The organism is Anoxybacillus sp. FSL W8-0104, assembly GCF_038004465.1.
GTDB lineage: Bacteria > Bacillota > Bacilli > Bacillales > Anoxybacillaceae > Anoxybacillus > Anoxybacillus flavithermus_G.
Genome location: NZ_JBBOQU010000001.1, coordinates 1,827,033 through 1,849,739 on the forward strand (window position 1 = coordinate 1,827,033; position 22,707 = coordinate 1,849,739).

The 22,707-nt window shown below is 42.2% G+C and carries 26 protein-coding genes; 2 read left to right on the forward strand and 24 right to left on the reverse strand.

Going from position 1 to position 22,707, the window contains the following annotated elements:
• Positions 1-32: 32 nt before the first annotated feature.
• The 23 genes from era to gpr all read right to left on the reverse strand — a co-directional run bounded on the left by era (position 33) and on the right by gpr (position 20,937).
• Positions 33-941 (reverse strand): GTPase Era, encoded by a 909-nt coding sequence (gene era / locus NST18_RS09715; RefSeq protein WP_004889476.1) that lies wholly within the window; start codon positions 939-941, stop codon positions 33-35.
• 39 nt (positions 942-980) lie between these two features.
• Positions 981-1,394 (reverse strand): diacylglycerol kinase family protein, encoded by a 414-nt coding sequence (locus NST18_RS09720; RefSeq protein ID WP_338135793.1) that lies wholly within the window; start codon positions 1,392-1,394, stop codon positions 981-983.
• A 6-nt stretch (positions 1,395-1,400) separates the two neighbouring features.
• Entirely contained in the window at positions 1,401-1,868 is a 468-nt protein-coding gene (gene ybeY, locus NST18_RS09725) for an rRNA maturation RNase YbeY (protein WP_004889474.1), read from the reverse strand.
• A gap of 56 nt (positions 1,869-1,924) precedes the next feature.
• Positions 1,925-2,887: a PhoH family protein gene (locus tag NST18_RS09730; RefSeq protein ID WP_004889471.1), complete on the reverse strand. Its 963-nt coding sequence runs from the start codon at positions 2,885-2,887 to the stop codon at positions 1,925-1,927.
• A 3-nt stretch (positions 2,888-2,890) separates the two neighbouring features.
• Positions 2,891-4,075, reverse strand: a complete 1,185-nt coding sequence (gene yqfD, locus NST18_RS09735) for a sporulation protein YqfD (RefSeq protein ID WP_004889470.1) — start codon at positions 4,073-4,075, stop codon at positions 2,891-2,893.
• Positions 4,076-4,086: 11 nt separating this feature from the next.
• Positions 4,087-4,371, reverse strand: coding sequence for a sporulation protein YqfC (yqfC, locus tag NST18_RS09740; protein WP_004889469.1), 285 nt, complete (start codon positions 4,369-4,371; stop codon positions 4,087-4,089).
• Positions 4,372-4,424: 53 nt separating this feature from the next.
• Positions 4,425-4,763, reverse strand: a complete 339-nt coding sequence (locus NST18_RS09745) for a hypothetical protein (protein WP_004889468.1) — start codon at positions 4,761-4,763, stop codon at positions 4,425-4,427.
• Between the two features lie 7 nt (positions 4,764-4,770).
• Entirely contained in the window at positions 4,771-5,760 is a 990-nt protein-coding gene (gene floA / locus NST18_RS09750) for a flotillin-like protein FloA (protein ID WP_004889466.1), read from the reverse strand.
• Positions 5,757-6,419 (reverse strand): NfeD family protein, encoded by a 663-nt coding sequence (locus NST18_RS09755; protein WP_128356577.1) that lies wholly within the window; start codon positions 6,417-6,419, stop codon positions 5,757-5,759. The genes floA and NST18_RS09755 overlap by 4 nt, the downstream gene beginning before the upstream one ends.
• A gap of 87 nt (positions 6,420-6,506) precedes the next feature.
• Positions 6,507-6,950, reverse strand: coding sequence for a GatB/YqeY domain-containing protein (locus NST18_RS09760; protein WP_004889461.1), 444 nt, complete (start codon positions 6,948-6,950; stop codon positions 6,507-6,509).
• A gap of 14 nt (positions 6,951-6,964) precedes the next feature.
• On the reverse strand, positions 6,965-7,138 hold the full coding sequence (gene rpsU / locus NST18_RS09765) for a 30S ribosomal protein S21 (protein ID WP_003393897.1): 174 nt from the start codon (positions 7,136-7,138) through the stop codon (positions 6,965-6,967).
• Positions 7,139-7,238: 100 nt separating this feature from the next.
• On the reverse strand, positions 7,239-8,591 hold the full coding sequence (gene mtaB, locus NST18_RS09770; protein ID WP_004889459.1) for a tRNA (N(6)-L-threonylcarbamoyladenosine(37)-C(2))-methylthiotransferase MtaB: 1,353 nt from the start codon (positions 8,589-8,591) through the stop codon (positions 7,239-7,241).
• A gap of 10 nt (positions 8,592-8,601) precedes the next feature.
• Positions 8,602-9,351 carry a 16S rRNA (uracil(1498)-N(3))-methyltransferase gene (locus tag NST18_RS09775; RefSeq protein WP_035018535.1) on the reverse strand — a complete coding sequence of 250 codons (750 nt, stop codon included), beginning with the start codon at positions 9,349-9,351 and terminating at the stop codon, positions 8,602-8,604.
• Positions 9,352-9,365: 14 nt separating this feature from the next.
• The gene (gene prmA / locus NST18_RS09780; RefSeq protein WP_004889457.1) at positions 9,366-10,304 is read right to left on the reverse strand and encodes a 50S ribosomal protein L11 methyltransferase; all 939 of its coding nucleotides are present in this window, start codon (positions 10,302-10,304) and stop codon (positions 9,366-9,368) included.
• Positions 10,305-10,327: 23 nt separating this feature from the next.
• On the reverse strand, positions 10,328-11,449 hold the full coding sequence (gene dnaJ, locus NST18_RS09785) for a molecular chaperone DnaJ (RefSeq protein WP_004889456.1): 1,122 nt from the start codon (positions 11,447-11,449) through the stop codon (positions 10,328-10,330).
• Between the two features lie 132 nt (positions 11,450-11,581).
• Entirely contained in the window at positions 11,582-13,399 is a 1,818-nt protein-coding gene (gene dnaK, locus NST18_RS09790) for a molecular chaperone DnaK (protein WP_004889455.1), read from the reverse strand.
• A gap of 14 nt (positions 13,400-13,413) precedes the next feature.
• On the reverse strand, positions 13,414-13,995 hold the full coding sequence (gene grpE / locus NST18_RS09795; protein WP_004889454.1) for a nucleotide exchange factor GrpE: 582 nt from the start codon (positions 13,993-13,995) through the stop codon (positions 13,414-13,416).
• Positions 13,996-14,061: 66 nt separating this feature from the next.
• Positions 14,062-15,096 carry a heat-inducible transcriptional repressor HrcA gene (gene hrcA, locus NST18_RS09800; RefSeq protein ID WP_064214128.1) on the reverse strand — a complete coding sequence of 345 codons (1,035 nt, stop codon included), beginning with the start codon at positions 15,094-15,096 and terminating at the stop codon, positions 14,062-14,064.
• A 77-nt stretch (positions 15,097-15,173) separates the two neighbouring features.
• Complete coding sequence (gene hemW, locus NST18_RS09805) at positions 15,174-16,316, reverse strand: radical SAM family heme chaperone HemW (protein WP_004889451.1); 1,143 nt, start codon at positions 16,314-16,316, stop codon at positions 15,174-15,176.
• A gap of 47 nt (positions 16,317-16,363) precedes the next feature.
• On the reverse strand, positions 16,364-18,190 hold the full coding sequence (gene lepA, locus NST18_RS09810; protein WP_004889450.1) for a translation elongation factor 4: 1,827 nt from the start codon (positions 18,188-18,190) through the stop codon (positions 16,364-16,366).
• Between the two features lie 93 nt (positions 18,191-18,283).
• The gene (locus NST18_RS09815) at positions 18,284-18,589 is read right to left on the reverse strand and encodes a YqxA family protein (protein WP_004889449.1); all 306 of its coding nucleotides are present in this window, start codon (positions 18,587-18,589) and stop codon (positions 18,284-18,286) included.
• Between the two features lie 9 nt (positions 18,590-18,598).
• Positions 18,599-19,759 (reverse strand): stage II sporulation protein P, encoded by a 1,161-nt coding sequence (gene spoIIP, locus NST18_RS09820; protein ID WP_192948284.1) that lies wholly within the window; start codon positions 19,757-19,759, stop codon positions 18,599-18,601.
• Between the two features lie 74 nt (positions 19,760-19,833).
• Positions 19,834-20,937 carry a GPR endopeptidase gene (gene gpr, locus NST18_RS09825; protein WP_004889446.1) on the reverse strand — a complete coding sequence of 368 codons (1,104 nt, stop codon included), beginning with the start codon at positions 20,935-20,937 and terminating at the stop codon, positions 19,834-19,836.
• Between the two features lie 191 nt (positions 20,938-21,128).
• Here gpr and rpsT point away from each other — a divergent pair, with 191 nt between their 5' ends.
• Complete coding sequence (gene rpsT / locus NST18_RS09830) at positions 21,129-21,395, forward strand: 30S ribosomal protein S20 (protein WP_004889444.1); 267 nt, start codon at positions 21,129-21,131, stop codon at positions 21,393-21,395.
• A 56-nt stretch (positions 21,396-21,451) separates the two neighbouring features.
• Positions 21,452-21,643, forward strand: a complete 192-nt coding sequence (locus tag NST18_RS09835) for a cyclic nucleotide-binding domain-containing protein (RefSeq protein ID WP_035018533.1) — start codon at positions 21,452-21,454, stop codon at positions 21,641-21,643.
• A gap of 9 nt (positions 21,644-21,652) precedes the next feature.
• Here the strand turns inward: NST18_RS09835 and holA are convergent, their stop codons facing one another.
• Complete coding sequence (holA, locus tag NST18_RS09840) at positions 21,653-22,633, reverse strand: DNA polymerase III subunit delta (RefSeq protein WP_004889442.1); 981 nt, start codon at positions 22,631-22,633, stop codon at positions 21,653-21,655.
• Positions 22,634-22,707: the final 74 nt, after the last annotated feature.

Consider the following 22,707-nt stretch of genomic DNA (forward strand, 5'->3'; position numbering starts at 1 on the left):
GCTGTCACAATGTTATTTAAAATTTTACAGCATTAATATTCATCTTCACGATAGCCAAGGTCTCGCAAATGTGCCATTTTATTACGCCAATCTTTTTGTACCTTCACCCACAACTCTAAAAACACTTTCGAACCGAGTAGCGCTTCGATATCAGCACGTGCACGTTGACCGATTTCCTTTAACATTTGACCGCGTTTGCCAATAATAATTCCCTTTTGCGAATCACGTTCAACGATAATTGTCGCCGCCACATATACGGTATCGCTATTTTCCCGACGTTCAATCGAATCGATGACAACTGCAATGGAATGTGGTACTTCTTCGCGCGTTAAATGGAGCGCTTTTTCACGAATAAATTCGGCGATAATAAATCGCTCCGGGTGATCTGTCACTTGATGCGCAGGATAATACTGCGGTCCTTCAGGTAAGTAGTTTTTAATTTGCTGCAACAACGTTTCTACGTTATTTCCTTGCAACGCTGAAATAGGAATGACTTCGGCAAACGAATGGAGTGAGCGATATTGCTCAATCAGCGGTAATAGATCATCAGGATGCACTTCATCAATTTTATTAATGACTAAAAACACTGGCGTTTGTACTTGTTTTAAACGTTCAATAATAAACTCGTCACCGCGGCCGATCCCTTCTACAGCATTCACCATAAATAAAATTAAATCAACTTCTTGCAACGCGCTTTGCGCTACTTTCACCATAAAGTCGCCAAGCTTATGTTTCGGCTTATGAATGCCTGGCGTATCAATGAAAATGATTTGTGCGTCATCTGTTGTGTATACACCTTGAATTTTATTGCGCGTCGTTTGCGGTTTATCGCTCATAATCGCAATTTTTTGCCCGATGACGCGATTTAAAAATGTAGATTTCCCTACATTTGGTCGTCCGATAATTGCTACGAATCCTGATTTATATCCTTCCTGAATCATAAAAACCTCCATCGCATAAAGTTATGCTTGATTTTTATTTTACCAAAATATGAGCGCGATTTCACTACTATTTATGAAAATGTAAAGAATTTTTAAAAAATACATGCAAATAAGGCAAAAAATGGAAATGCCAATGATGATAGAAAGAAAAGCAAAGACAAGTACGGCACCAGCTGCTAAGTCTTTTGCTTCCTTTGCCAATGGTCGATACTCATCCGTCACTAAATCGACCGCCCGTTCTATTGCGCTATTGACAATTTCCAGGCTGATAACGATACCGATCGTTATCAGCAACACAAGCCATTCCATTTTCGAAACGCGAAATACCGCTGCAGCGACGATCACGATAATCGCGGCTACGAGATGAATGCGCATATTTCGCTCATAACAAACCGCAAGACGAACCCCATTTAAAGCATACCATACGCTAGTGACAAATCGTTTCCAACGCACAATCGATCATCTCGTTAAGCCGAACTGTTGTAATAATTGCTCTTGTTTTGCAAACATTACTTTCTCTTCTTCTTCCGTTTCATGATCGTAACCGAGTAAATGTAAAAAACCGTGTACAGCTAGAAAACCGAGTTCGCGCATAAACGAATGACCGTATTGTTCTGCCTGCTCACGCGCTTTTGGAACGGAAATAATAATATCTCCAAGCACAGGTGGTACATCTATACCGACAATTTCAATTTCTTCTTCACCCATCTCCTCAAGGGCGAACGAAATAACATCGGTCGGCTGATCTTTTCCGCGATAATCGCGATTAATTTCGCGAATTTTTTCATTATCCACAAATGTGACGCTTACTTCTGCCCCATCTGGCACATGTTCTTCCTTTGCAGCATGTTGTAATAACTGTTCAATAAGCTCGATTTGTTGTTCTGTTATTTCATTCGTTTCATCCATAAAGTCAATAATTAACATATTCTTCCCTCTCTCCGTTAAAGTGCAAAAAGGACCCACATGAGTGCGGGTCGCATTTACATTCCTGCATCTTCATATGCGGCGATAATTTTGCCGACAAGCGGATGGCGTACAACATCAGCTTGCTCCAAAAAGACGAATGAAATTCCGTTTACATTCGTTAAGATATCTTTTGCAATCATAAGCCCAGAACGAACACCTTTTGGTAAATCGACTTGCGAAATATCGCCGGTAATGACCATTTTCGAACCAAAACCAAGACGTGTTAAAAACATTTTCATTTGCGAAGGTGTTGTATTTTGCGCCTCGTCTAAAATGACGAACGCATCATCTAACGTTCTACCGCGCATATAGGCAAGCGGAGCAATTTCAATGGCACCGCGTTCAATTAATCGTTGTGTATGCTCATGACCGAGCACGTCATGAAGCGCATCGTAAAGCGGACGTAAATACGGATCCACTTTTTCTTTTAAATCTCCCGGCAAAAAGCCTAAATTTTCGCCCGCTTCCACAGCCGGACGCGTCAAAATAATGCGTTTGACTTGTCCGTTTTTCAATGCCTGTACAGCCATCACAACCGCTAAATACGTCTTTCCTGTTCCTGCTGGTCCGATGCCAAAAATTAAGTCGTGGCGCTGGATAGCTGATACGTATTGACGCTGACCGAGCGTTTTGACACGAATCGCTTTTCCTTTCGCGTTTTTTCCAATTTCTTCGTTGTACAGTTCAACGAAGTAAGAAATTGTTCCGTTTTTCGCCATTTGTAGTGCATAAAGCACATCTCGCTCGCTAATCACAATACCTTTACGAATAACAAGTAACAAATGGCGAAGCAATTCATCAACAAGCTCAACATGTTGCTTGCTTCCTGACACGCTTATCGCTTCTCCGCGCGTCACAATTGAAACACCGAGCTCCTGCTCAATGCGCTTTAAATGAACATCGTGCGTACCAAATAAAGCAAGCGCTTCATCTGTATTTTGTACGTTAGGGTAAATCGTGACAAACTGTTCCGACATTCCTCAATCTCCTTGAATAATTGGTTGTGGTGTCGCAATGTTTTCAATGACTTGGTAATGCATTTCTACTTTTACTTTACCATTCTCCTTCGTCACATGCAAAACTTTTTCACCTTGAATGGTCGCATCCGAAGGCAGCTGTCGCTTTAACTGTTCACGCGCGATTTGTTTCGCCACTTTCCTTGCTTGATCGTATGAATATTCACGAACAGCGATTTCTTTTTCGTGCCACACTACTTTTTCATAGCGAATCGGTAACGTCCATGTCAAGAAACGAAACGTTTTTTCATCGACTTGTTTTTCAAATGTTGAAAATTTCTCTTTATGATTCCAAAAAAACGGGATTTTCCACGACCAAAAATGAACGTAATGTGTTTCGCGTTTTTTCCCTGTCAACATATAAAGTTCTGTTTTCATCGGAACGACGACTGTAGACTTGTACCACGTCTCACCTAAAATTTGACCGCGCGCTGGCACGATCTTTGTTTGTCCTTCTTTCCCAATAAATCCAGAAACGAGTAGTTGTCCCGGAACGACATGATCATTTATTTCTACAACTGCTTGCCCTTGCTCAACAAACATATACGTAATAACCGCTTTTTTCTTTGCAACAAGATGTTGGGGGGGATTCGATTTCGTTTCTGTCGGTTGCTTTTTTTCAACGACTCGGCAATATAGCGTTGTTCCACGCCATTCAACACCAATCCATGTTACCGCGTCCATATTCATTAACGTACGCTGGATCGTTTCGGGACTCGGAATCACGAACTGTAGCGCACCACGTTCAACCCCCATCTTTTTTAATTGTTGCCTCACCGTATGTTCTACTTCTGGATTTGCTCCTGTGATTTCAATGCGCCAAATCATATTAGACAATAAAAAAATGATGCATATAAAAGCAACTAGTCCGACAACGATACCGCTATTTTTCCATGACGCTTTCAACCAAAACGGTGCCCCATGCCGTTCAAGCACATATAGCTTACAACCACTTTTACGCATCACTACTCGCACGTGGCGAATATCGCGAAGAAGTATATAACACGTGAGCGAATGTTCCCCCTCTCGCCTCACGTTCCATACGTATATCCCTCGGCGTGTAAATTCATTTAATAACCGTTCTAATCCTTTTCCAACAATACGTATGCGCAAGTTGCCTGACATTCGATACATCCACTCGTTTTTCACACCCGCCCCCCCTATTCTTCTAAATATAATACTTGACTAATTTTCCCTTCGAGCAAAATTTCTTCTGGCAAAATCGTTTTAATGCTAAACGATTCCCCTTTAACAAGTAGCTGACCATTTTTTAACAACAAGCGTAATTCGCGATCTGTAAACAGAAGTAAACCGCGATGGTTTTCTATGTAAATATGAATATGCCCAATCATCGTAATGCGGGGGAGGTCAGCGACAACGTCCGCAGGCAGCTCCATTTGATTTGTTAACCATTGTCGCATTTTGTTTTTCCATTTTCCGATCATAAACAAAACCCCCTTTCATCTCATATGTATGAGCGAAATGGGGGTTATAGCACTTATTTTCTACCGTACGGACGCTTTGCGCGCGGCGGACCGAGTACCTCTGAAAAGATCACACCTTGCACGAGCGGATGTGTCGGCAATTGTTTCGTCTTTTTATGTTGCTCTTCTGCTGGCTGTGATACAGTCATTTGCTCTTGCACCTTCTTAACTGGACGCGTCGTCACTTTCGGTTCTACTTCTGTCACAACGACCGTTGTTTTTTGTTCTTGCTGTTGTGTTCGTTCAACTGTTTCCTCCACAGTTTTGATGCGTTTTCCAATCCAAGAAATAAACGCTCCTAAAATAAACACGACAAATATGTTATCAAGAAGCCAATCGATGAGCGTCATCATTTATTCCTCACCTTTTTTCCTCATCTGGGTTTTGTGTAAGTTTCCCAATCGAATCACGCATATTCGTGTCCGCCATAATGTTTTTTAAGTTCATGTAATCCATGACACCAAGCTTACCCGAACGGAGTGCTTCTGCCATCGCAAGCGGCACTTGCGCTTCGGCCTCCACGACTTTCGCCTGCATTTCTTGCACGCGTGCTTTCATTTCTTGTTCAAGTGCAACTGCCATCGCCCGACGCTCTTCCGCTTTCGCTTGTGCAATCTTTTTGTCCGCTTCCGCTTGGTCTGTTTGCAATTCTGCACCAATATTTTTCCCAATATCAATATCTGCAATATCGATCGATAAAATCTCAAACGCCGTTCCTGAGTCTAACCCTTTTGCTAAAACAGTTTGTGAAATCATATCTGGATTTTCAAGCACTTTTTTATGGTCATGTTGGGACCCGATCGTTGATACAATACCTTCCCCGACGCGAGCAATAATCGTCTCTTCCCCTGCGCCACCGACTAACCGATCAATATTAGCTCTCACGGTAATACGTGCTTTCGCCTTCACTTCAATGCCGTCCATCGCCACGCCAGAAATAAACGGCGTTTCAATGACTTTTGGATTGACGCTCATTTGTACCGCTTCTAATACATTTCGTCCTGCTAAATCGATTGCCGCACAACGTTCAAACGTTAAATTAATATTCGCTCGCTGTGCAGCGATTAAAGCGTTAACGACACGGTCAACATTTCCTCCGGCTAAATAGTGGCTTTCTAACTGGTTAGTCGTGACATCAAGCCCTGCTTTTTTTGCCTTAATTAGTGGATTAATGACACGTGATGGAATGACGCGGCGTAAACGCATCCCAATAAGCGTAAAAATACTAATAGGCACACCAGAAGCAAGCGCGGAAATCCAAAGCATAACTGGAACGAACGAAAAGAATACAGCTAATAACACAAGCCCTAAAGCAATAGCGATAATAAATAAAAATTGATCTGGTGTCATACGACTTCCTCCTCTTTTTTACATTCTCGAACGACGACTTTTAACCCATCTACATGAATAACTTCAATTGGTCGATGTCGTTCAATATATTCTCCTTCTGTGACAACATCTACACGTTCGCCATCAATGAGCGCTGTTCCTGCTGGCCGCAATACAGTGATGGCCACTCCGCGTTTCCCGACTAAATCCATACGTGCCTCATGGGACACATATCCTTCTTCATTCCGCTGTTCGTCGGTCAGCACTATTTTTTCAAAAAGCGCCATCTTCTTTTTGCTTACTCGGCTAAGCCATAATCCCATCATAAGCGCACCCACAATGGCTACTGCTAACGACATCGTAACAAATGGGGAATGTTTTGCTGCCAAAAATAAACTCCACACGAGCGTACCGAGCCCGAGAAAACCAATGACGCCACCTGGCACAAACAGCTCAATGACTAACAAAATAAGACCAATAGTAAATAACATGATCGCTCCGAAAGTTGTTAAACCAGCCGCTAAATGCGATGAGAAAAAAAGCAAAAAGCAAATGAGGCTTACAGTTCCTTTCCATCCCCAACGTGCATCGTATAGTTGCCAAACAAACAACACGCTGCCGGCGATGAGTAAAAGCGCAGCAAGAAACGGATGCGTAAAAGCAATAATGAAACCGGCCATCCTTTTTCCTCCCTTCATTTTTAGTACGGATGAAAAGAAAAAAAGTTTCAAAAATGAAAAAACACCTTACGAACTCGTAAGGTGTTTTTAGCTTAAATGTTGTTGAACAAGTTTGTTCACGAGCGAGCCGTCAGCTTTTCCTTTCACTTTCGGCATGATCGCTCCCATCACTTTACCTATATCCGCTTTTGAGGAAGCACCGACTTCGGCAATCGTTTCTTTTACGATTTGCACAAGCTCTTCTTCGCTCAACTGCTTCGGCATGTAAAGTTCAAGAACCGTAATTTCTTCCTTGACTTTATCAACAAGGTCTGTGCGACCAGCTTTTTCAAATTCTTGGAGGGAGTCTTTACGCTGTTTTAATTCGCGAGAAAGTACGGTTAATTCTTCATCCTCGGTCAACGTTTTGCCAAGTTTAATCGCTTCATTTTGTAAAGCGGATTTCACCATGCGAATGACCGATAATTTGTCCTTCTCTTTGTTTTTCATCGCTTGCTTCATATCATTGTTCAAACGTTCGAGAAGACTCATAAATACACCCTCTTTTAATATTTGCGCTTTCTAGCCGCTTCAGACTTTTTCTTACGTCTTACGCTTGGCTTTTCATAGAATTCGCGCTTTCTTGCTTCTTGCAACGTACCTGTTTTTGAAACCGCACGTTTGAAGCGACGAAGAGCATCTTCAAGCGACTCGTTTTTACGAACGATCGTTTTTGACATCCTACTTCCCTCCCTCCGAACAAAACCGCTAATCCTTGGTACATGTTAAAACATGTACTTTCAAAGTATAATATAACCAAGCTCATAAGTCAACTTCTTTTTATGAGCTTAGCCGAATGGCTTCATGAGCATCGTCAATGACACGAACAAATTCCCCTTCGTTATATGGATAGCCTGCTTTTGTAATTTTCACTTTCACGAGTTGACCGACCATTTCTTCTGTTGCTGGGAATTTCACTTTTAAATAGTTATCCGTATAACCGACATATAATCCGCTCGTTGGATCTTCTTTATAAAGCTCTTCTGGAATGACTTCAAGCACTTGTCCTTCAAACTTTGATGCGTACTCTTTCGCTAGCTGATCGGAAAGTGCAATTAAACGATGCACGCGCTCGTTTTTCACTTCTTCATCGACTTGATCTGGCATTCTTGCGGCTGGTGTGCCTGTCCGTTTTGAGTATGGAAAGACATGCAGTTCGGAGAAGCGTTGCTCGCGAATAAATTCATATGTTTCCATAAATTCTTCTTCCGTCTCCCCAGGGAAACCGACGATTACATCTGATGTTACAGCTAAGTCTGGAAATACTTCACGTAAACGAGCTAGTCTCTCCGCAAAAAATTCAGTTGTATATTTGCGGCGCATTCGCTTTAACACCGCGTTTGAACCAGATTGCAACGGAATGTGTAAATGACGGACGATTTTATCCGATTGTCTCAATACGTCGATCACTTCATCTGTAATTTGGCTCGCTTCAATCGATGAAATGCGCAAACGTTTTAATCCTTTTACTTGCTCATCAATATCGCGCAACAACATGGCGAAATTGTAATCTTTCATATCTTCTCCATATCCGCCTGTATGAATGCCCGTCAATACAATTTCTTTATATCCCGCGTCAACGAGTTGTTGCGCCTGACGAATAACTTCTTTCGGATCGCGCGAGCGCATTAAACCGCGCGCCCATGGAATAATGCAAAACGTACAAAAGTTATTGCACCCTTCTTGAATTTTTAGCGACGCCCGCGTTCGATCGGTAAATGCAGGCACATCAAGCTCTTCATATACACGCGTTTTCATAATATTGCGCACACCGTTAATCGGCTGGCGTTGTTGTTTAAACTGCTCAATGTACTCTAAAATTTTGCTGCGATCTTGTGTCCCGATGACGATATCGACACCAGGAATCGCCATAACTTCCGCTGGAGACGTTTGCGCATAACAGCCCGTTACACAAACGACTGCATCAGGATTGCGGCGCACCGCGCGACGAATGACTTGACGGCTTTTTTTATCGCCTGTATTCGTTACTGTACACGTATTAATAACGTATACATCGGCGTGGCTTTCAAAGTCTTTTCGCTCGTATCCTGCTTGTTTAAATAACTGCCAAATCGCTTCTGTTTCGTAATGATTCACTTTGCATCCTAACGTATGAAATGCAACCGTTGGCATGTAGATCACCTCACCTAAGTTCCCATTCATAAGATACAGCGGATAATGCATATAATGGCGCTGTCTCTGCCCGTAAAATACGTGGCCCAAGACTGCATGCGACGAATCCATGTTCTTTTAATAACGCCACCTCTTGTTCAGAGAGGCCTCCTTCTGGTCCAAAAACGATGAGGAGAGAGTCCTCCTTGCTCATCGTTTGAAGAAGATGAGCAAACGAACGGTGACGTCCTTCTTTCGCCTCTTCTTCATACGCAATATATTTATAATTGATGTCGCGCGCCCATGCAATAAGTTCACGAATCGTCATCGGAGCACAAACAGATGGCATGTAAGCTCTGTGCGACTGTTCAGCCGCTTCTTTCACGATTTTTTGCCAACGTTCCACTTTTTTATCCCCTTTTTTCTCGTCCCATTTCACGATCGAACGAGAGGTGATAAGCGGAAGAAACCCTTTTGCTCCAAGCTCTGTTCCTTTTTGTAAAACGAGTTCGTATTTATCTCCTTTTAGCAATCCGCTTGCGACATATACGTGTACAGGAAGTTCAACGTTTGCCTCTATCCATTGTATAATACGGCAGCGAACAAAATCATTGGAAATTTGTTCGATCTCACAAAGCATCGTTTCACTACGTTCATTACAACAAAGAAAGCGATCCCCTTCATTCATGCGCATCACCCGTCCGATATGATGGACGTCATCGCCAGAAATCATGACGTGATCGCCAACGATTTGCTCGTTACGTACAAAATACCGTTGCAACACGAACACCCTTTTTATTGTTTTTTCGCAATAAACGCAACCCAGTCTTCCATAGTTAACGTTTCTTCAATGGTAAAACCAGCACGAAGAAGCCCTTCCTTCACTTCTTGTTTTTTCGTTCGAATGATACCTGATGTAATAAACACACCATCTGAACGCAACAGACGATACGCATCGTCGACAAAACGAAGAATAATTTCAGCTAAAATGTTTGCTACGATAACATCTGCTTGTTCATCGATTCGATCAAGTAAATTGTTTTGCGAAACGGTGACAACATCGTGCACTTTATTTAACTTCACGTTCAATTTTGCACTTTCTACCGCAACTGGATCTAAATCGAGCGCATGGACACGCTTTGCCCCTAACATCGCAGCCGCAATGCTTAAAATGCCTGATCCCGTACCGACATCAACCACTACATCCCCTTTTTTCACTGTTTTTTCAAGCGCTTGAATACACATGACTGTTGTCGGATGCGTGCCTGTACCGAACGCCATGCCCGGATCTAATTCAATAATTAATTCATCGCTTGAAACCGGTTCATACGTTTCCCATGTCGGAACGATCGTAAATCGCTCAGAAATTTTGACCGGATTGTAATACTTTTTCCACGCTGTTGCCCATTCCTCTTCATTCACTTCGCTAATTGTAATTTTATTTCGTCCAATATCGATGTTATATAACATTAAGTTATTAATCGCTTGTTTAATTTCTTCGACCGTTTCACCTAAAAAACTATTCACCGGTAAATATGCTTTAATAATGACGCCTTCTTCGGGGTAATCGTCAGGATTGAGTTGGTAGATTTCCCCGTAAGTCGTTTCTCGTTCTTTCGTTAGTTCAAACGGATCTTCAATGACGACACCACCAGCACCCGCTTCGTGTAAAATATTCGAAATTGCCTCAACCGCTTCGTGTGTTGTATGAATGCTTATTTCTGACCATTTCATGATCTACCAACTCCTCCTTCACGTTACTCCCCTTTAAATGCTCGCTTCACTTTCGCAAAAAAGCTGTCTTCTTGGCCATTCCCTTGACTGAGTTGTTCAAATTCACGCAACAATTGTTTTTGACGTTCCGTTAATTTCGTTGGTGTGACAACACGAACGCGAATGTGTTGATCTCCTTTTCCGTACCCATGCACATTCGGTACTCCTTTTCCTTTCAAACGGAATTTTGTACCTGTTTGCGTACCAGCTGGAATTTTCAACTTCACTTTACCGTACAACGTTGGCACTTCAATATCCGCTCCGAGCGCGGCTTGTGTAAACGTAATTGGCATTTCGCAATAAATGTCATCGCCATCCCGTTCGAAAAACTCATGTGGTTCAACGTGGAAAACGATGTACAAGTCTCCTGATGGTCCACCGTTTATTCCTGGCTCACCTTGACCTGCTAAACGCAATTGTTGGCCATCATCGACACCAGCTGGAATTTTGACATGAATTTTTTTTCGTTTTTTCACACGACCTGTTCCATGGCACGTTGTACATTTTTCTTTAATAAACTGTCCTGTACCGCCACAATAATGACAAACGCGGCGGTTTACGATGCGACCAAACGGCGTCGCTTGTTCAATCGTTAATTGTCCTGTACCGTGACAATGTGCGCACGTTTCTTTTTTCGTTCCTGGTTTCGCCCCAGAACCGTGGCACGTATCGCACGTTTCTTCACGTGGAATTTCAATATTTGTTTCCTTTCCAAAAACTGCTTCTTCAAACTTCAAACGCATCGTATATTGCAAATCTGCCCCTGCACGTGGCGCGTTCGGATCACGTCGGCGCCCTCCACCAAAAAAGCTACTAAAAATATCTTCAAAGCCACCGAATCCACCAAAGTCAAAATCAGCGCCACCAAATCCGCCAAACTGTTGGTTCGGATCGGTATGGCCGAACTGATCGTAGTGCGCGCGCTTTTGGTCATCGCTTAACACTTCGTATGCTTCTTTTATTTCTTTGAACTTTTCTGCTGCATCGGGCGCTTTATTAATATCTGGATGATACTGTTTCGATAACTTTCGATATGCTTTTTTAATTTCTTCCTTTGTTGCGTTTTTACTCACACCGAGCACTTCATAGTAGTCTCGTTTACTCATGATCACCCACTCCCGACTCGTTCACATGAACGTAATTTTATCATTGTCTCATCTTATTGCGCAATATATTTCATGTTTCCATAGCAAAAAAGCCAAAGCCAAGGCAGGCCTGACTTTGACTTTTTCGTTTGTTTACTTATCTTCTTTCACTTCTTCAAATTCTGCATCGACGACGTTATCGTCTTTTTTGCCTTCGCTTTGTTGAGCTTGCGCTTGTTTAGCTGCTTGCTCGTATAGCTTAATTGAAAGCTGTTGGACAACTTCTTGTAGCGCATTTTTCTTCGCACGAATGTCTTCAATATCTTTTCCTTCAAGCGCTGCTTTTAACGCATCTTTTGCTTCTTGCGCTTTCTTCACATCCGCTTCGTCTACTTTTCCTTCCAATTCTTTTAATGTTTTTTCTGTTGTGAAAATGAGATGATCTGCTTCATTGCGAAGTTCCACTTCTTCTTTCCGCTTCCGGTCTGCTTCTGCATTTTCTTCTGCTTCTTTAATCATGCGTTGAATTTCTTCTTCAGATAAGCCAGAAGAAGATTTAATTGTAATCGATTGTTCTTTATTTGTACCTAAATCTTTCGCACGCACGTGTACAATACCGTTTGCATCAATGTCAAACGTTACTTCAATTTGCGGCACACCGCGCGGAGCTGGTGGAATGTCTGTCAATTGGAAGCGACCGAGCGTTTTGTTGTCGGCAGCCATTGGGCGTTCACCTTGTAAAACGTGAATGTCTACCGCTGTTTGATTGTCCGCTGCCGTTGTGAAAATTTGCGATTTGCTTGTTGGAATTGTCGTGTTACGTTCAATTAATTTTGTAAAGACGCCACCCATCGTTTCGATACCGAGTGAAAGTGGTGTCACGTCTAACAACACAACGTCTTTCACGTCACCAGCAATGACGCCACCTTGGATCGCTGCACCAATCGCAACGACTTCATCTGGGTTTACGCCTTTATGCGGCTCTTTTCCGATTTCTTTTTTAATTGCTTCTTGAACAGCTGGAATGCGCGTTGAACCACCGACAAGAATAACTTTATCGATGTCCGCAGGCGTCAATCCAGCGTCTTTTAGCGCTTGACGAACAGGACCCATCGTGCGTTCAACTAAGTGTGCAGATAATTCTTCAAATTTTGCGCGCGTCAACGTCATTTCTAAGTGAAGTGGACCGTTTTCGTTTGCGCTAATAAAAGGCAATGAAATTTGCGTTTGCATCACGCCAGAAAGTTCTTTTTTCGCTTTTTCCGCTGCATCTTTTAAGCGCTGCAATGCCATTTTGTCTTTCGATAAATCGATGCCGTGTTCTTTTTTAAATTCTTCAACTAAATAGTCGATGATAACTTGGTCAAAATCGTCACCACCAAGATGGTTGTCACCAGCAGTAGCTTTTACTTCGAATACACCGTCACCTAGCTCAAGAATGGAGACGTCAAACGTACCGCCACCAAGGTCGTATACGAGAATCGTTTGATCTTCATCCATTTTATCTAATCCGTACGCTAATGCTGCCGCTGTCGGCTCGTTAATGATACGCTCGACTTCTAAGCCTGCGATGCGGCCCGCATCTTTTGTTGCTTGACGTTGCGCATCGTTAAAATAAGCCGGAACAGTAATAACGGCACGTGTAACCGGTTCACCTAAATACGCTTCTGCGTATGATTTTAAGTATTGTAAAATCATCGCAGAAATTTGTTGTGGCGTATATTCTTTTCCTTCGATTTGCACTTTATAATCTGTACCCATATGTCGTTTAATTGAAATGATTGTATTTGGGTTTGTAATCGCTTGACGCTTTGCGACTTCACCAACTAAACGCTCACCGTTTTTAAACGCAACGACAGATGGTGTCGTACGACCTCCCTCTGGGTTTGGAATAACTTTTGGTTCACCGCCTTCTAATACAGCAACGCAAGAGTTTGTTGTACCTAAGTCAATACCGATAATTTTGCTCATCACATAATCCCTCCTTATTGATTTACTTTGACCATTGCTGGACGAATAACACGATCTTTTAGTTTGTAACCTTTTTGAAACTCTTCCACAACTGTGTTTGGTTCATAGTTTTGATCGTCGACTTGCATCACCGCTTGGTGCACATGCGGATCGAACGGTTTTCCAACCGATTCAATCGCTTCGACGCCTTCTTTTTTCAGCGCTTCGATTAACGAACGATAAACCATTTCCATTCCTTGCAGTAACGATTTTGCTTTTTCATCTTCGACTTGCACTTGTAATGCGCGTTCAAAGTTGTCTAAAATCGGCAACAAATCAGAAACTAAGCTTTGCGCGCGATATTTTTCAGCCGCTTCCATATCTAAACGCACACGGCGACGATAGTTGTCAAAATCAGCATGTAAACGAAGGAAACGATTTTCTGTTTCTGCCAACTTCGCTTCGAGTTGCGCAATTTTTTCATAAGCAAGCGCTAACTCATCTTTTTCTTCTTGTTGTGTTTCTTCATTTTCCACTTGCTCTTCTGATGCTTGCTCGCTTTGTGCATCCTCATGTTGTTCAATCGTTTCATCATATGTACGCTGTTCTTTCTCCATCTTCTCACCTCCCTTAAACACTCGAAAAGCGGATGGGGAAATTCCCCATCCATAATATTGACATCGCTAATATTTTTGATACCACATCGTTAACGCCTTCGACAAATCCGTTGCAACAAGGTTTAGCAGCGAAATGACGCGCGAATATTCCATACGGGTTGGGCCAAGCACAGCGATTGTGCCAAGTTTCTCCCCACCGACGGAATATGTCGCTGTAATTAAACTGCAGTTTTCCATCCCTTCGACATCGTTTTCGGTACCGATTTTCACCTGGATACCTTGTTGGTTATGCTTTCTTAGTAAACGATAAAACTCTTTTTCTTGTTCAATGATGTTAAATAAAGCACGAAGTTTGTCGATGTCGCTAAATTCCGGCTGACGAAGCATGTTCATCTTTCCGCTTAAAAACATTTGCGCGGGCGCATTTAAATCTAAAGAAAACGAAATCATGCGCAACATGTGGTCATAGCTTTGGATGTGTTCGCGAAGAACGCGCGCAACTTCCGTTTGAATTTTATCTGTCAAATCTTCTAAAGGGACACCCGTCAACCGTTCATTTAAAATGTTTACCATCTTTTCAACATCTGATGGTGGAATAGATGGCGGGAGCGTCACAACATGTTTTTCAACATAACCTGTATCGGTCACAATAATCGCGACAGCCGTTTCCGCATTGAGCGGAATAATTTGAATCGTTTTTAACTTATGTTCTTTTACTGAAGGACCGAGCACAACCGTCGTATAGTTCGTTAAGTCTGATAAAATTTGCGCCGACTTTTGAATAAGCTTTTCTAATTCGTATATTTGTTCATGAAAAATCGACTGAATCGTTTGCACATCCTTTTGTGTTAACCGAACTGGCGGCAATAAATGGTCAACATAATAACGATATCCTTTTTGAGACGGGACGCGACCAGAGGAGATATGTGTTTTTTCAATAAACCCAAGCTCCTCTAAATCCGCCATTTCATTGCGAATCGTCGCCGAGCTAAACGTAATATCCTCCTTCTTCGATAACGTTCGCGAACCAACAGGATGCCCTGAACGAATAAACTCATCAACAATCACTTTTAAAATTAGCAATTGGCGATCGGATAGCAATGCTCATCACCTCTGTTAGCACTCTAATAAAGCGAGTGCTAAATCTACTATTAAGGTATCAAATTGAGCTTGTCGTGTCAAGATGAAACGCCGAGAAACGACTGAAATACTTCGTTTCCAAGCAATTTGCCACGATGCGTCAAAACAATCGCTTCTTCTGTCTCTTCAAGCAATCCGTTTCGTTTTTGTAAAGCAATCGCTTCATCAAAGACGTCATGCACCGTTTTTCCATATCGTCGAAAAAATTCATCTTTATTTACTCCTTCGCTTTTTCGTAACCCGAGAAACATATGCTCTTCCATTTGTTCCTCTTTTGACACAACATGTGTATTGATATAAGGAAATTGACCTCGTTCAATGAGTTGGATATATTTTTTAATCGGTCCGGCGTTTACGTACCTTACGCCGTTCATATAACTATGCGCTCCCGCACCAAATCCGTAGTAGTACTCGTTATTCCAATATGTCATATTATGGCGGCTGTTAAATCCGTTTTGGGCATAATTGCTTAGTTCGTACTGTTTATATCCGCGTTGTTCCATTTGTTCCATAATGATTTCATACATCTGTGCTTCTTCTTCTTGACTCGGCAATCGTAACGCCTGCTTTTTCATTAAGTTATAAAAAACCGTTTTCGGCTCAATAATTAACGAGTAGGCAGAAACGTGTTGAATGGGTAATGAAAACGTTATGTGTAACGTTTCTTTCAGTTGGTCGATGGTTTGTGTCGGTAATCCGTACATTAAATCGATATTTATATTATGAAAACCGAGTTCGTTCGCCCGTTCAATTGTTTCGATTGCTGTTTCCTTCGTATGTGTACGTCCAATGTGTCGTAGCAGTTCATTATCAAACGTTTGTACCCCGAAGCTAAGGCGATTGACTCCCCATTGCTTGAGCACATACAACTGTTCATCGCTTACTCCATCCGGATTCGCCTCTACGGTAAACTCAACATTCGAAGCGAGCGGAACTGTGCGATGAATGGCGCTCAATAATCGATCAAGTTGTTTAGCAGTAAGCGACGTCGGTGTACCACCACCGATAAACACCGTTTGTAATTGCGAGGTCGGAAAACGTTCAAACGTCCGCTCCATTTCGATGATTAATGCTTCAATGTACGCATCGACCGGTTGCTGGTGTAAAAACACTTTATTGAAATCACAATAATGACAAATGTGCGTACAAAACGGAATATGAATATATGCTGCTTGAATCACTTGTTTCACCCTTTTCTATACAAAAAACCGCAGAATGGTTCTGCGGTTTATTTTTGATCGTCCATCTTTAGTACAGCCATAAATGCTTCTTGCGGCACTTCAACAGAGCCAACTTGCTTCATGCGCTTTTTACCTTCTTTTTGCTTTTCAAGCAACTTACGCTTACGAGAAATGTCCCCACCGTAACATTTCGCTAATACATTTTTACGCAACGCCTTAATCGTTGAACGTGCAATAATTTTATTGCCGATCGCTGCCTGAACAGGAACTTCAAACTGTTGGCGTGGAATTAAGTCTTTTAATTTTTCAACAATCACTTTTCCACGGTCGTATGCTGAATCGCGATGAACGATAAACGACAAGGCGTCAACTTTTTCACCGTTTAATAAAATATCCATCTTCACTAGCTTAGACGGCTTATAACCGATCAATTCATAGTCAAACGATGCGTATCCTTTTGTGCTCGATTTTAAAATATCGAAGAAATCGTATACGATTTCAGCAAGTGGTAATTCGTACGTCAACGTCACACGTCGCTCGTCTAAATATTGCATATCACCGAAAATACCGCGTTTCTTTTGACATAGTTCCATAACAGGACCGACGTAATCGTTTGGCACCATAATTGTCGCACGTACATACGGTTCTTCCACACGTTCAATTTTTTGTGGATCTGGCATGTTGGATGGATTATCGACGGCGAGTTCTGTTCCATCTGTCAAATATACTTTATATACAACGCTTGGCGCTGTTGCAATAATGTCAATGTTAAATTCACGTTCTAAACGCTCTTGAATAATTTCCATATGCAAAAGTCCTAAGAAACCGCAACGGAAACCGAAGCCAAGCGCTTGTGACGTTTCCGGCTCAAACTGCAACGCCGCATCGTTTAATTGCAGCTTTTCTAACGCCTCACGCAAATCGTTATAGCGCGCTGTATCGATTGGATACAAACCGCAAAACACCATCGGATTTAAACGGCGATACCCCGGAAGCGGCTCGCTTGCTGGATTGTCTGCGTGCGTAATCGTATCCCCGACGCGCGTATCGCTTACGTTTTTAATCGATGCGGTTAAATATCCAACATCACCAACGGTCAACTCGTCAACGACTTTCGCTTTCGGCGTAAATACGCCCACTTCAACGACTTCAAACTCTTTTCCTGTCGCCATCATTTTAATTTTTTGACCAGCTTTTACTGTTCCTTCGACTACGCGAATGTATGCGACAACCCCTCGATACGGATCGTAAAGCGAGTCGAAAATAAGTGCTTTAAGCGGTGCATCTGGATCTCCGGATGGAGCAGGAATTTTTTGAACGATTTGCTCTAAAATTTCGTCGATCCCGATGCCGACTTTGGCTGATGCCAACACAGCTTCGGATGCGTCAAGACCGATGACATCTTCAATTTCTTGACGAACACGTTCAGGATCGGCACTTGGTAAATCAATTTTATTAATAACAGGTAAAATTTCCAAGTTATTGTCGATCGCCAAATATACGTTCGCAAGCGTTTGCGCCTCAATGCCTTGCGCTGCGTCAACGACTAAAATTGCCCCTTCACACGCCGCTAAACTACGAGATACTTCGTACGTAAAGTCGACGTGTCCCGGTGTGTCAATTAAATGTAGAATGTAATCGTTACCATCTTTCGCTTTGTAATGAAGCTGGACGGCATTTAATTTAATCGTAATGCCGCGCTCGCGCTCTAACTCCATCGAATCGAGCGCTTGCTCTTTCATCTCGCGCTCAGATAGTGCACCTGTCTTCTCGAGAATGCGGTCAGCAAGTGTCGATTTGCCGTGATCGATATGCGCAATAATGGAAAAGTTGCGAATACGATCTCGTCTTTTTAGTCTTTCTTCACGATTCATCTATGTTCCACTCCTATAATTTCCGAAATACGCTAGCTTTGATTATAGCAACAACGTTCGCAATATTCAACGTAAAAAAGAAAAGGCGGATCGTTATCCGGCCTTTTGCGCAAATGAAAGCATATGTTCAACGAGCGAATGAACGAAAGTGGCAAGCTGTTGTCCCGCTTTTGAAAACATGTTAAATGCCTCAATTTGTTGCAGTTTTTCTTTTTTCTCTTCGATGGATTGACCGAGCACGATCGTTTCATCTTTTGATACATGTACAACTTGCTCGAGGGAAGGATCGTTATACCCTTTCATTTTTCGCATTCCTTCGTTCGCTTGCTGCATGCCGAGCAATACCCCGACTAAAAAAATGACGGCGATGAGTAAACTTTGCATCATAAATTTCACCATCTTACTCACCTACTTTTTTTCTGCTGGTTGTGTTGCGTTCACCTTCTCCGCTTGCCAGTAATATTCGCTAAATACGTCCGCTACAGCTGCTGCTGTTCGATACAATTCTTGAAATGTATTATCCACACCGCCAAACTCAATTAAAATGGCGTTTTCCGATAAATCTTGATTGAACTTTCCGTTTGTACCGACTCCTTTTTTCTCAAACGTGCCACGGCTCAAGCCCGGATATTTTTTTTCTAGCAGTTCATGCAATTTTGTTACCAGCTGTAAATTTTTTTTATATTTTGCATTTTCTCCACCGATAATAAACGATACTCGCGCATAATGCACTCCGTTAATCGTCACCGTCGTATCGTTACGGCGTCGAGAATCGCGGTGAATGTCAATCAAATATTGCACGTCACGATTGTTTGCCATCGCTTCAACGACCGTTTTACGCGACATATCATACGCTTGATAATATTCCATGTTATTTTTCAACAACTTCCCTATAAAATCGGTCGTATCAACAACCGTTCCAATGCCGCGCTTTTCTAGCTCTTCTCCTAATTTTTTGCCGACTTTTGTCACATTCACAGTCGGATGATGCGCAAAGTTTGGATTTGTGACCCCTTTTAATGCTGGTAAATACGATTCTTGTGTATGCGTATGATAAATGTAAGCAACTTTCTTCCCTCCTGTCGTTTGCGACGGCGCAGGAGCAGGTGGTGTTTCTTCCTCCTGAAACTGTTCTTGCGCAGCTTCACGCTCCGCAAGCAACACTTCTAAAGGAGGCGGCGATTCATATGGAATGTTTGTAAAGTCCGTTCCCTCGCCCGCTAAAATAATTTCACTATCATACAACGAAAAACCAGGAAGCTCCCGTCCGAGCAAGCTGCGTGGATCGTTCAAATTAACGCTTGTCGTCATTTGAAAAAAATATTGAGAATACGGTAATTGTTGTTTATCTTTCGGCAACGTTTGACTAAAGTACACATTTTCAAAAGAAAGCAAATGCACGAGCGATTCCGTTGAAAAATGATTCGCCACTTCATGAACAGACGAAGAAGAGAGGCGATATGTCGATGTCGCTGTCATCGTGGCGACAACTGTCAACGTTCCCATAAATGTAAACAAAATAAATACAAGCCACTTTTTTATACTCGTTCCGTGAACGGTCACCATCATGTTCATCACTTCACCCTTTCAAAGCTTGTCTACTCTATCAATATGACAACGCTTTGAAAGATAGAACGAAAAAACTAATGCGTATATGCCCCAACGTTTTCTTGATCAATCCGATGGTGCAAAGCAGCATTCAGCCCGCTCGCCAATATGTTCGCCATCTCTTCAATAAATACGTCGACTTCTTTTGGTGTAACCATTAAATTATGACCGATCGGGGCAAGCACTTCATAAATTAACCGTCGCTTTTCTTCGTCATCCAATAGACCGACCATTCCTAAAAAAGCTGAACGATCTGCCTCGCCCGGTAAATCTTCTTCCGTTAACTTTTTTTTCTTTCCAAATACAAGACTTGCTGGCGCAAGCGCACGAGCTGCTCGATTGCCTTCCTTCATCTCGCGACCGAGATGCTTTAGCAACAAATCAATCGTATCGCTTGCAATCGATACAGCATCAACAACCGTCGGTACACCAATCGCAATCACGGGAATACCTAGCGTTTGTTTACTTAACTCTTTTCTTTTATTCCCAACGCCTGCCCCAGGATGAATGCCTGTATCAGAAATTTGAATCGTCGCGTTGACTCGTTCGATTGAACGCGCCGCTAACGCATCAATCGCAATAATAAAATCTGGTTGAGTTTTTTCGACAATCCCTGCAATCACGTCGCTCGTTTCAATTCCGGTCATCCCCATTACTCCTGGGGCGAGCGCACTCACCGAGCGAAATCCGTCTTGAACACTTTCGGGTTGCAACTGAAATAAATGCCGCGTCACTAATAAGTTCGATACAGCTAGTGGACCGAGCGCATCGGGAGTTACTTCCGCATTCCCTAATCCAACAACAAGACAACTTGCCTCTCGTGAGATGCCCAGTTGCTGTAAAAAAGCATAAAAATGTTTAGCAAAAAGCTTTTCTACTTTTTGCTGTAAGTCGGTATCCTGTGTACGAATACCTTGAGCTTCAATTGTTAAATACTTTCCTGCTTTTTTTCCTAACGTTTTTGCCCCTTCTTCCGTCACTTCTACAAATGAAAAATGAACACCATCTTCTTCCCAGTCACGAATCAATACCCCCTCAAGCGAAGTTTCCTGCTTGTTTTGTAGTCGTTCTTCAATCGCTATTTCATGCGCTTCAATCGCTAAATCCGTTCGTACACTATATGGTCGTAAATCGATCATACCGCTTCCTCCATGTATTTTTTATCATTTGTTTTATCCATTTTCCTCCTTTTTCATACAATCGTACTTTTCGTCTTTGCCCTATTGCATAATTAAGAGCAGTTTGGTAGAATATCACTTGTTCTTATTGTTCATCGAACTGTCGCGTATTGAACGTATATATTTGCGATCGGTTAATGGAGGTGAAAAAAATGGCAAACATTAAATCTGCAATTAAACGTGCAAAAACAAGCGAAAAGCGCCGCGCTCATAACGCATCTATGAAATCTGCAATGCGCACAGCAATCAAAAAATTTGAGGCGCTTGTTGAGTTAAAAGACGTGGAAAAAGCAAAAGAAGCTTTCGCATTTGCGACAAAAAAAATCGACAAAGCGGCTAGCAAAGGCTTAATCCACAAAAACGCTGCAAATCGCTATAAATCACGCTTAGCGAAAAAATTAAACAGCATTACAGCATAATGAAAAAACAGCTTGTCATACACGGCAAGCTGTTTTTCTGTTTGGGAGGGGAACATATGCATTGGGTGAAAGAACAGTTAAAAACCATTTCGTTATTTTCTCAACTATCTGATGAAGAATTAGATGCGATTGTACATATTGCAACCGTCCGCACATGCAAACCGAAAACGATCGTCTTTATGCAAGGAGATCCGCTCGATCGTGTTTTTTTCATGATTAATGTCGAGGCGCTACAACAAAAGCGGTAGATTGTCTCTCTACCGCTGTAACTTTAAGAAAAACAACTGCAACAACAACTGTTTGTCTGTTGCACTACTTTTTAGCGCATAATCTGTTTCCGCTAAATCATATAAAATGTGCATTAACTGCTGTTCCGAAAATCCGCCGGCATAACTTGCCGCCATTTTTACACGAAACGGATGAACACCTAACATCGAGGCGATTTGTTGTTGACCGTATCCTGTTTTCATCAATTCTTTCACTTCATAAATGAGCCGAAATTGGCTAGCCAACAATGCGACAAGCTTAATCGGCTCTTCATTTTGACGTAATAAATCTTGAAGCGTTTGCAACGCATCTGTGATGTTCCGCTTGGCAATCTGTTCAACGAGAACGAAGACGTTTTGTTCAAGTGTACGCGATACAAGCAACCGAACATCGTCAGCTGTAATGGAACGCCCTTCAGCAAAAAGCATCAACTTCTCAATTTCGTTTGCTAATGTCGCTAAATCGGTGCCTGCCAATGCAAGCAACACGTCAATCGCGTCATCATCAATTTGACATTGCCCTTTCACCCATTGTTTTAACTCTTTTTCGTTCAACGGCTTAGCAACGATGACATGCGCTTTTTTTAATAACGCTTTCGTCACTTTTTTTCGTTCATCAAGTTTTTCATACGAACCGACAAACATGACACTTGAAAACGGAGCAGGTTTGTCAATATAGGCTTCTAGCCGTTTCACATCGTGCTCTACTTTTTCTTTTCCTTTTTCCGCTGTCAAAAAATACGGCTGCTTGACGATGACGATTTTCCTCTCCCCAAAAAACGGAAGCGTTTCCGCATCTTCAAGCGCCACTTCAATAGGCGTTTCTTCGCAATCATATGTACTAACATTCCATTCACGTTCTTCGTCTGACAATGCCCGACGAATGATTTGTTCATACGCTTGTTTCATTAAAAAATGCTCCGTACCATATATGACATATAGTTGTTCCATGTTCTCTTCCCCATTCTTCATGACTTTCTTTAAAGAACATACAACGTTTCGGAGCATTTTACAAGGGAGTTAGCAGATGAGAATCGCCAACTCCC

Coding starts and splice junctions, on each gene's coding strand:
- era (WP_004889476.1), bottom strand. CDS start 941: ATGATTCAGGAAGGATATAAATCAGGATTCGTAGCAATTATCGGACGA.
- ybeY (WP_004889474.1), bottom strand. CDS start 1,868: ATGTTAATTATTGACTTTATGGATGAAACGAATGAAATAACAGAACAA.
- NST18_RS09730 (WP_004889471.1), bottom strand. CDS start 2,887: ATGTCGGAACAGTTTGTCACGATTTACCCTAACGTACAAAATACAGAT.
- yqfC (WP_004889469.1), bottom strand. CDS start 4,371: ATGATCGGAAAATGGAAAAACAAAATGCGACAATGGTTAACAAATCAA.
- NST18_RS09745 (WP_004889468.1), bottom strand. CDS start 4,763: ATGATGACGCTCATCGATTGGCTTCTTGATAACATATTTGTCGTGTTT.
- floA (WP_004889466.1), bottom strand. CDS start 5,760: ATGACACCAGATCAATTTTTATTTATTATCGCTATTGCTTTAGGGCTT.
- NST18_RS09755 (WP_128356577.1), bottom strand. CDS start 6,419: ATGGCCGGTTTCATTATTGCTTTTACGCATCCGTTTCTTGCTGCGCTT.
- NST18_RS09760 (WP_004889461.1), bottom strand. CDS start 6,950: ATGAGTCTTCTCGAACGTTTGAACAATGATATGAAGCAAGCGATGAAA.
- rpsU (WP_003393897.1), bottom strand. CDS start 7,138: ATGTCAAAAACGATCGTTCGTAAAAACGAGTCGCTTGAAGATGCTCTT.
- mtaB (WP_004889459.1), bottom strand. CDS start 8,591: ATGCCAACGGTTGCATTTCATACGTTAGGATGCAAAGTGAATCATTAC.
- prmA (WP_004889457.1), bottom strand. CDS start 10,304: ATGAAATGGTCAGAAATAAGCATTCATACAACACACGAAGCGGTTGAG.
- dnaJ (WP_004889456.1), bottom strand. CDS start 11,449: ATGAGTAAACGAGACTACTATGAAGTGCTCGGTGTGAGTAAAAACGCA.
- dnaK (WP_004889455.1), bottom strand. CDS start 13,399: ATGAGCAAAATTATCGGTATTGACTTAGGTACAACAAACTCTTGCGTT.
- grpE (WP_004889454.1), bottom strand. CDS start 13,995: ATGGAGAAAGAACAGCGTACATATGATGAAACGATTGAACAACATGAG.
- lepA (WP_004889450.1), bottom strand. CDS start 18,190: ATGAATCGTGAAGAAAGACTAAAAAGACGAGATCGTATTCGCAACTTT.
- NST18_RS09815 (WP_004889449.1), bottom strand. CDS start 18,589: ATGGTGAAATTTATGATGCAAAGTTTACTCATCGCCGTCATTTTTTTA.
- spoIIP (WP_192948284.1), bottom strand. CDS start 19,759: ATGATGGTGACCGTTCACGGAACGAGTATAAAAAAGTGGCTTGTATTT.
- gpr (WP_004889446.1), bottom strand. CDS start 20,937: ATGATCGATTTACGACCATATAGTGTACGAACGGATTTAGCGATTGAA.
- rpsT (WP_004889444.1), top strand. CDS start 21,129: ATGGCAAACATTAAATCTGCAATTAAACGTGCAAAAACAAGCGAAAAG.
- NST18_RS09835 (WP_035018533.1), top strand. CDS start 21,452: ATGCATTGGGTGAAAGAACAGTTAAAAACCATTTCGTTATTTTCTCAA.
- holA (WP_004889442.1), bottom strand. CDS start 22,633: ATGAAGAATGGGGAAGAGAACATGGAACAACTATATGTCATATATGGT.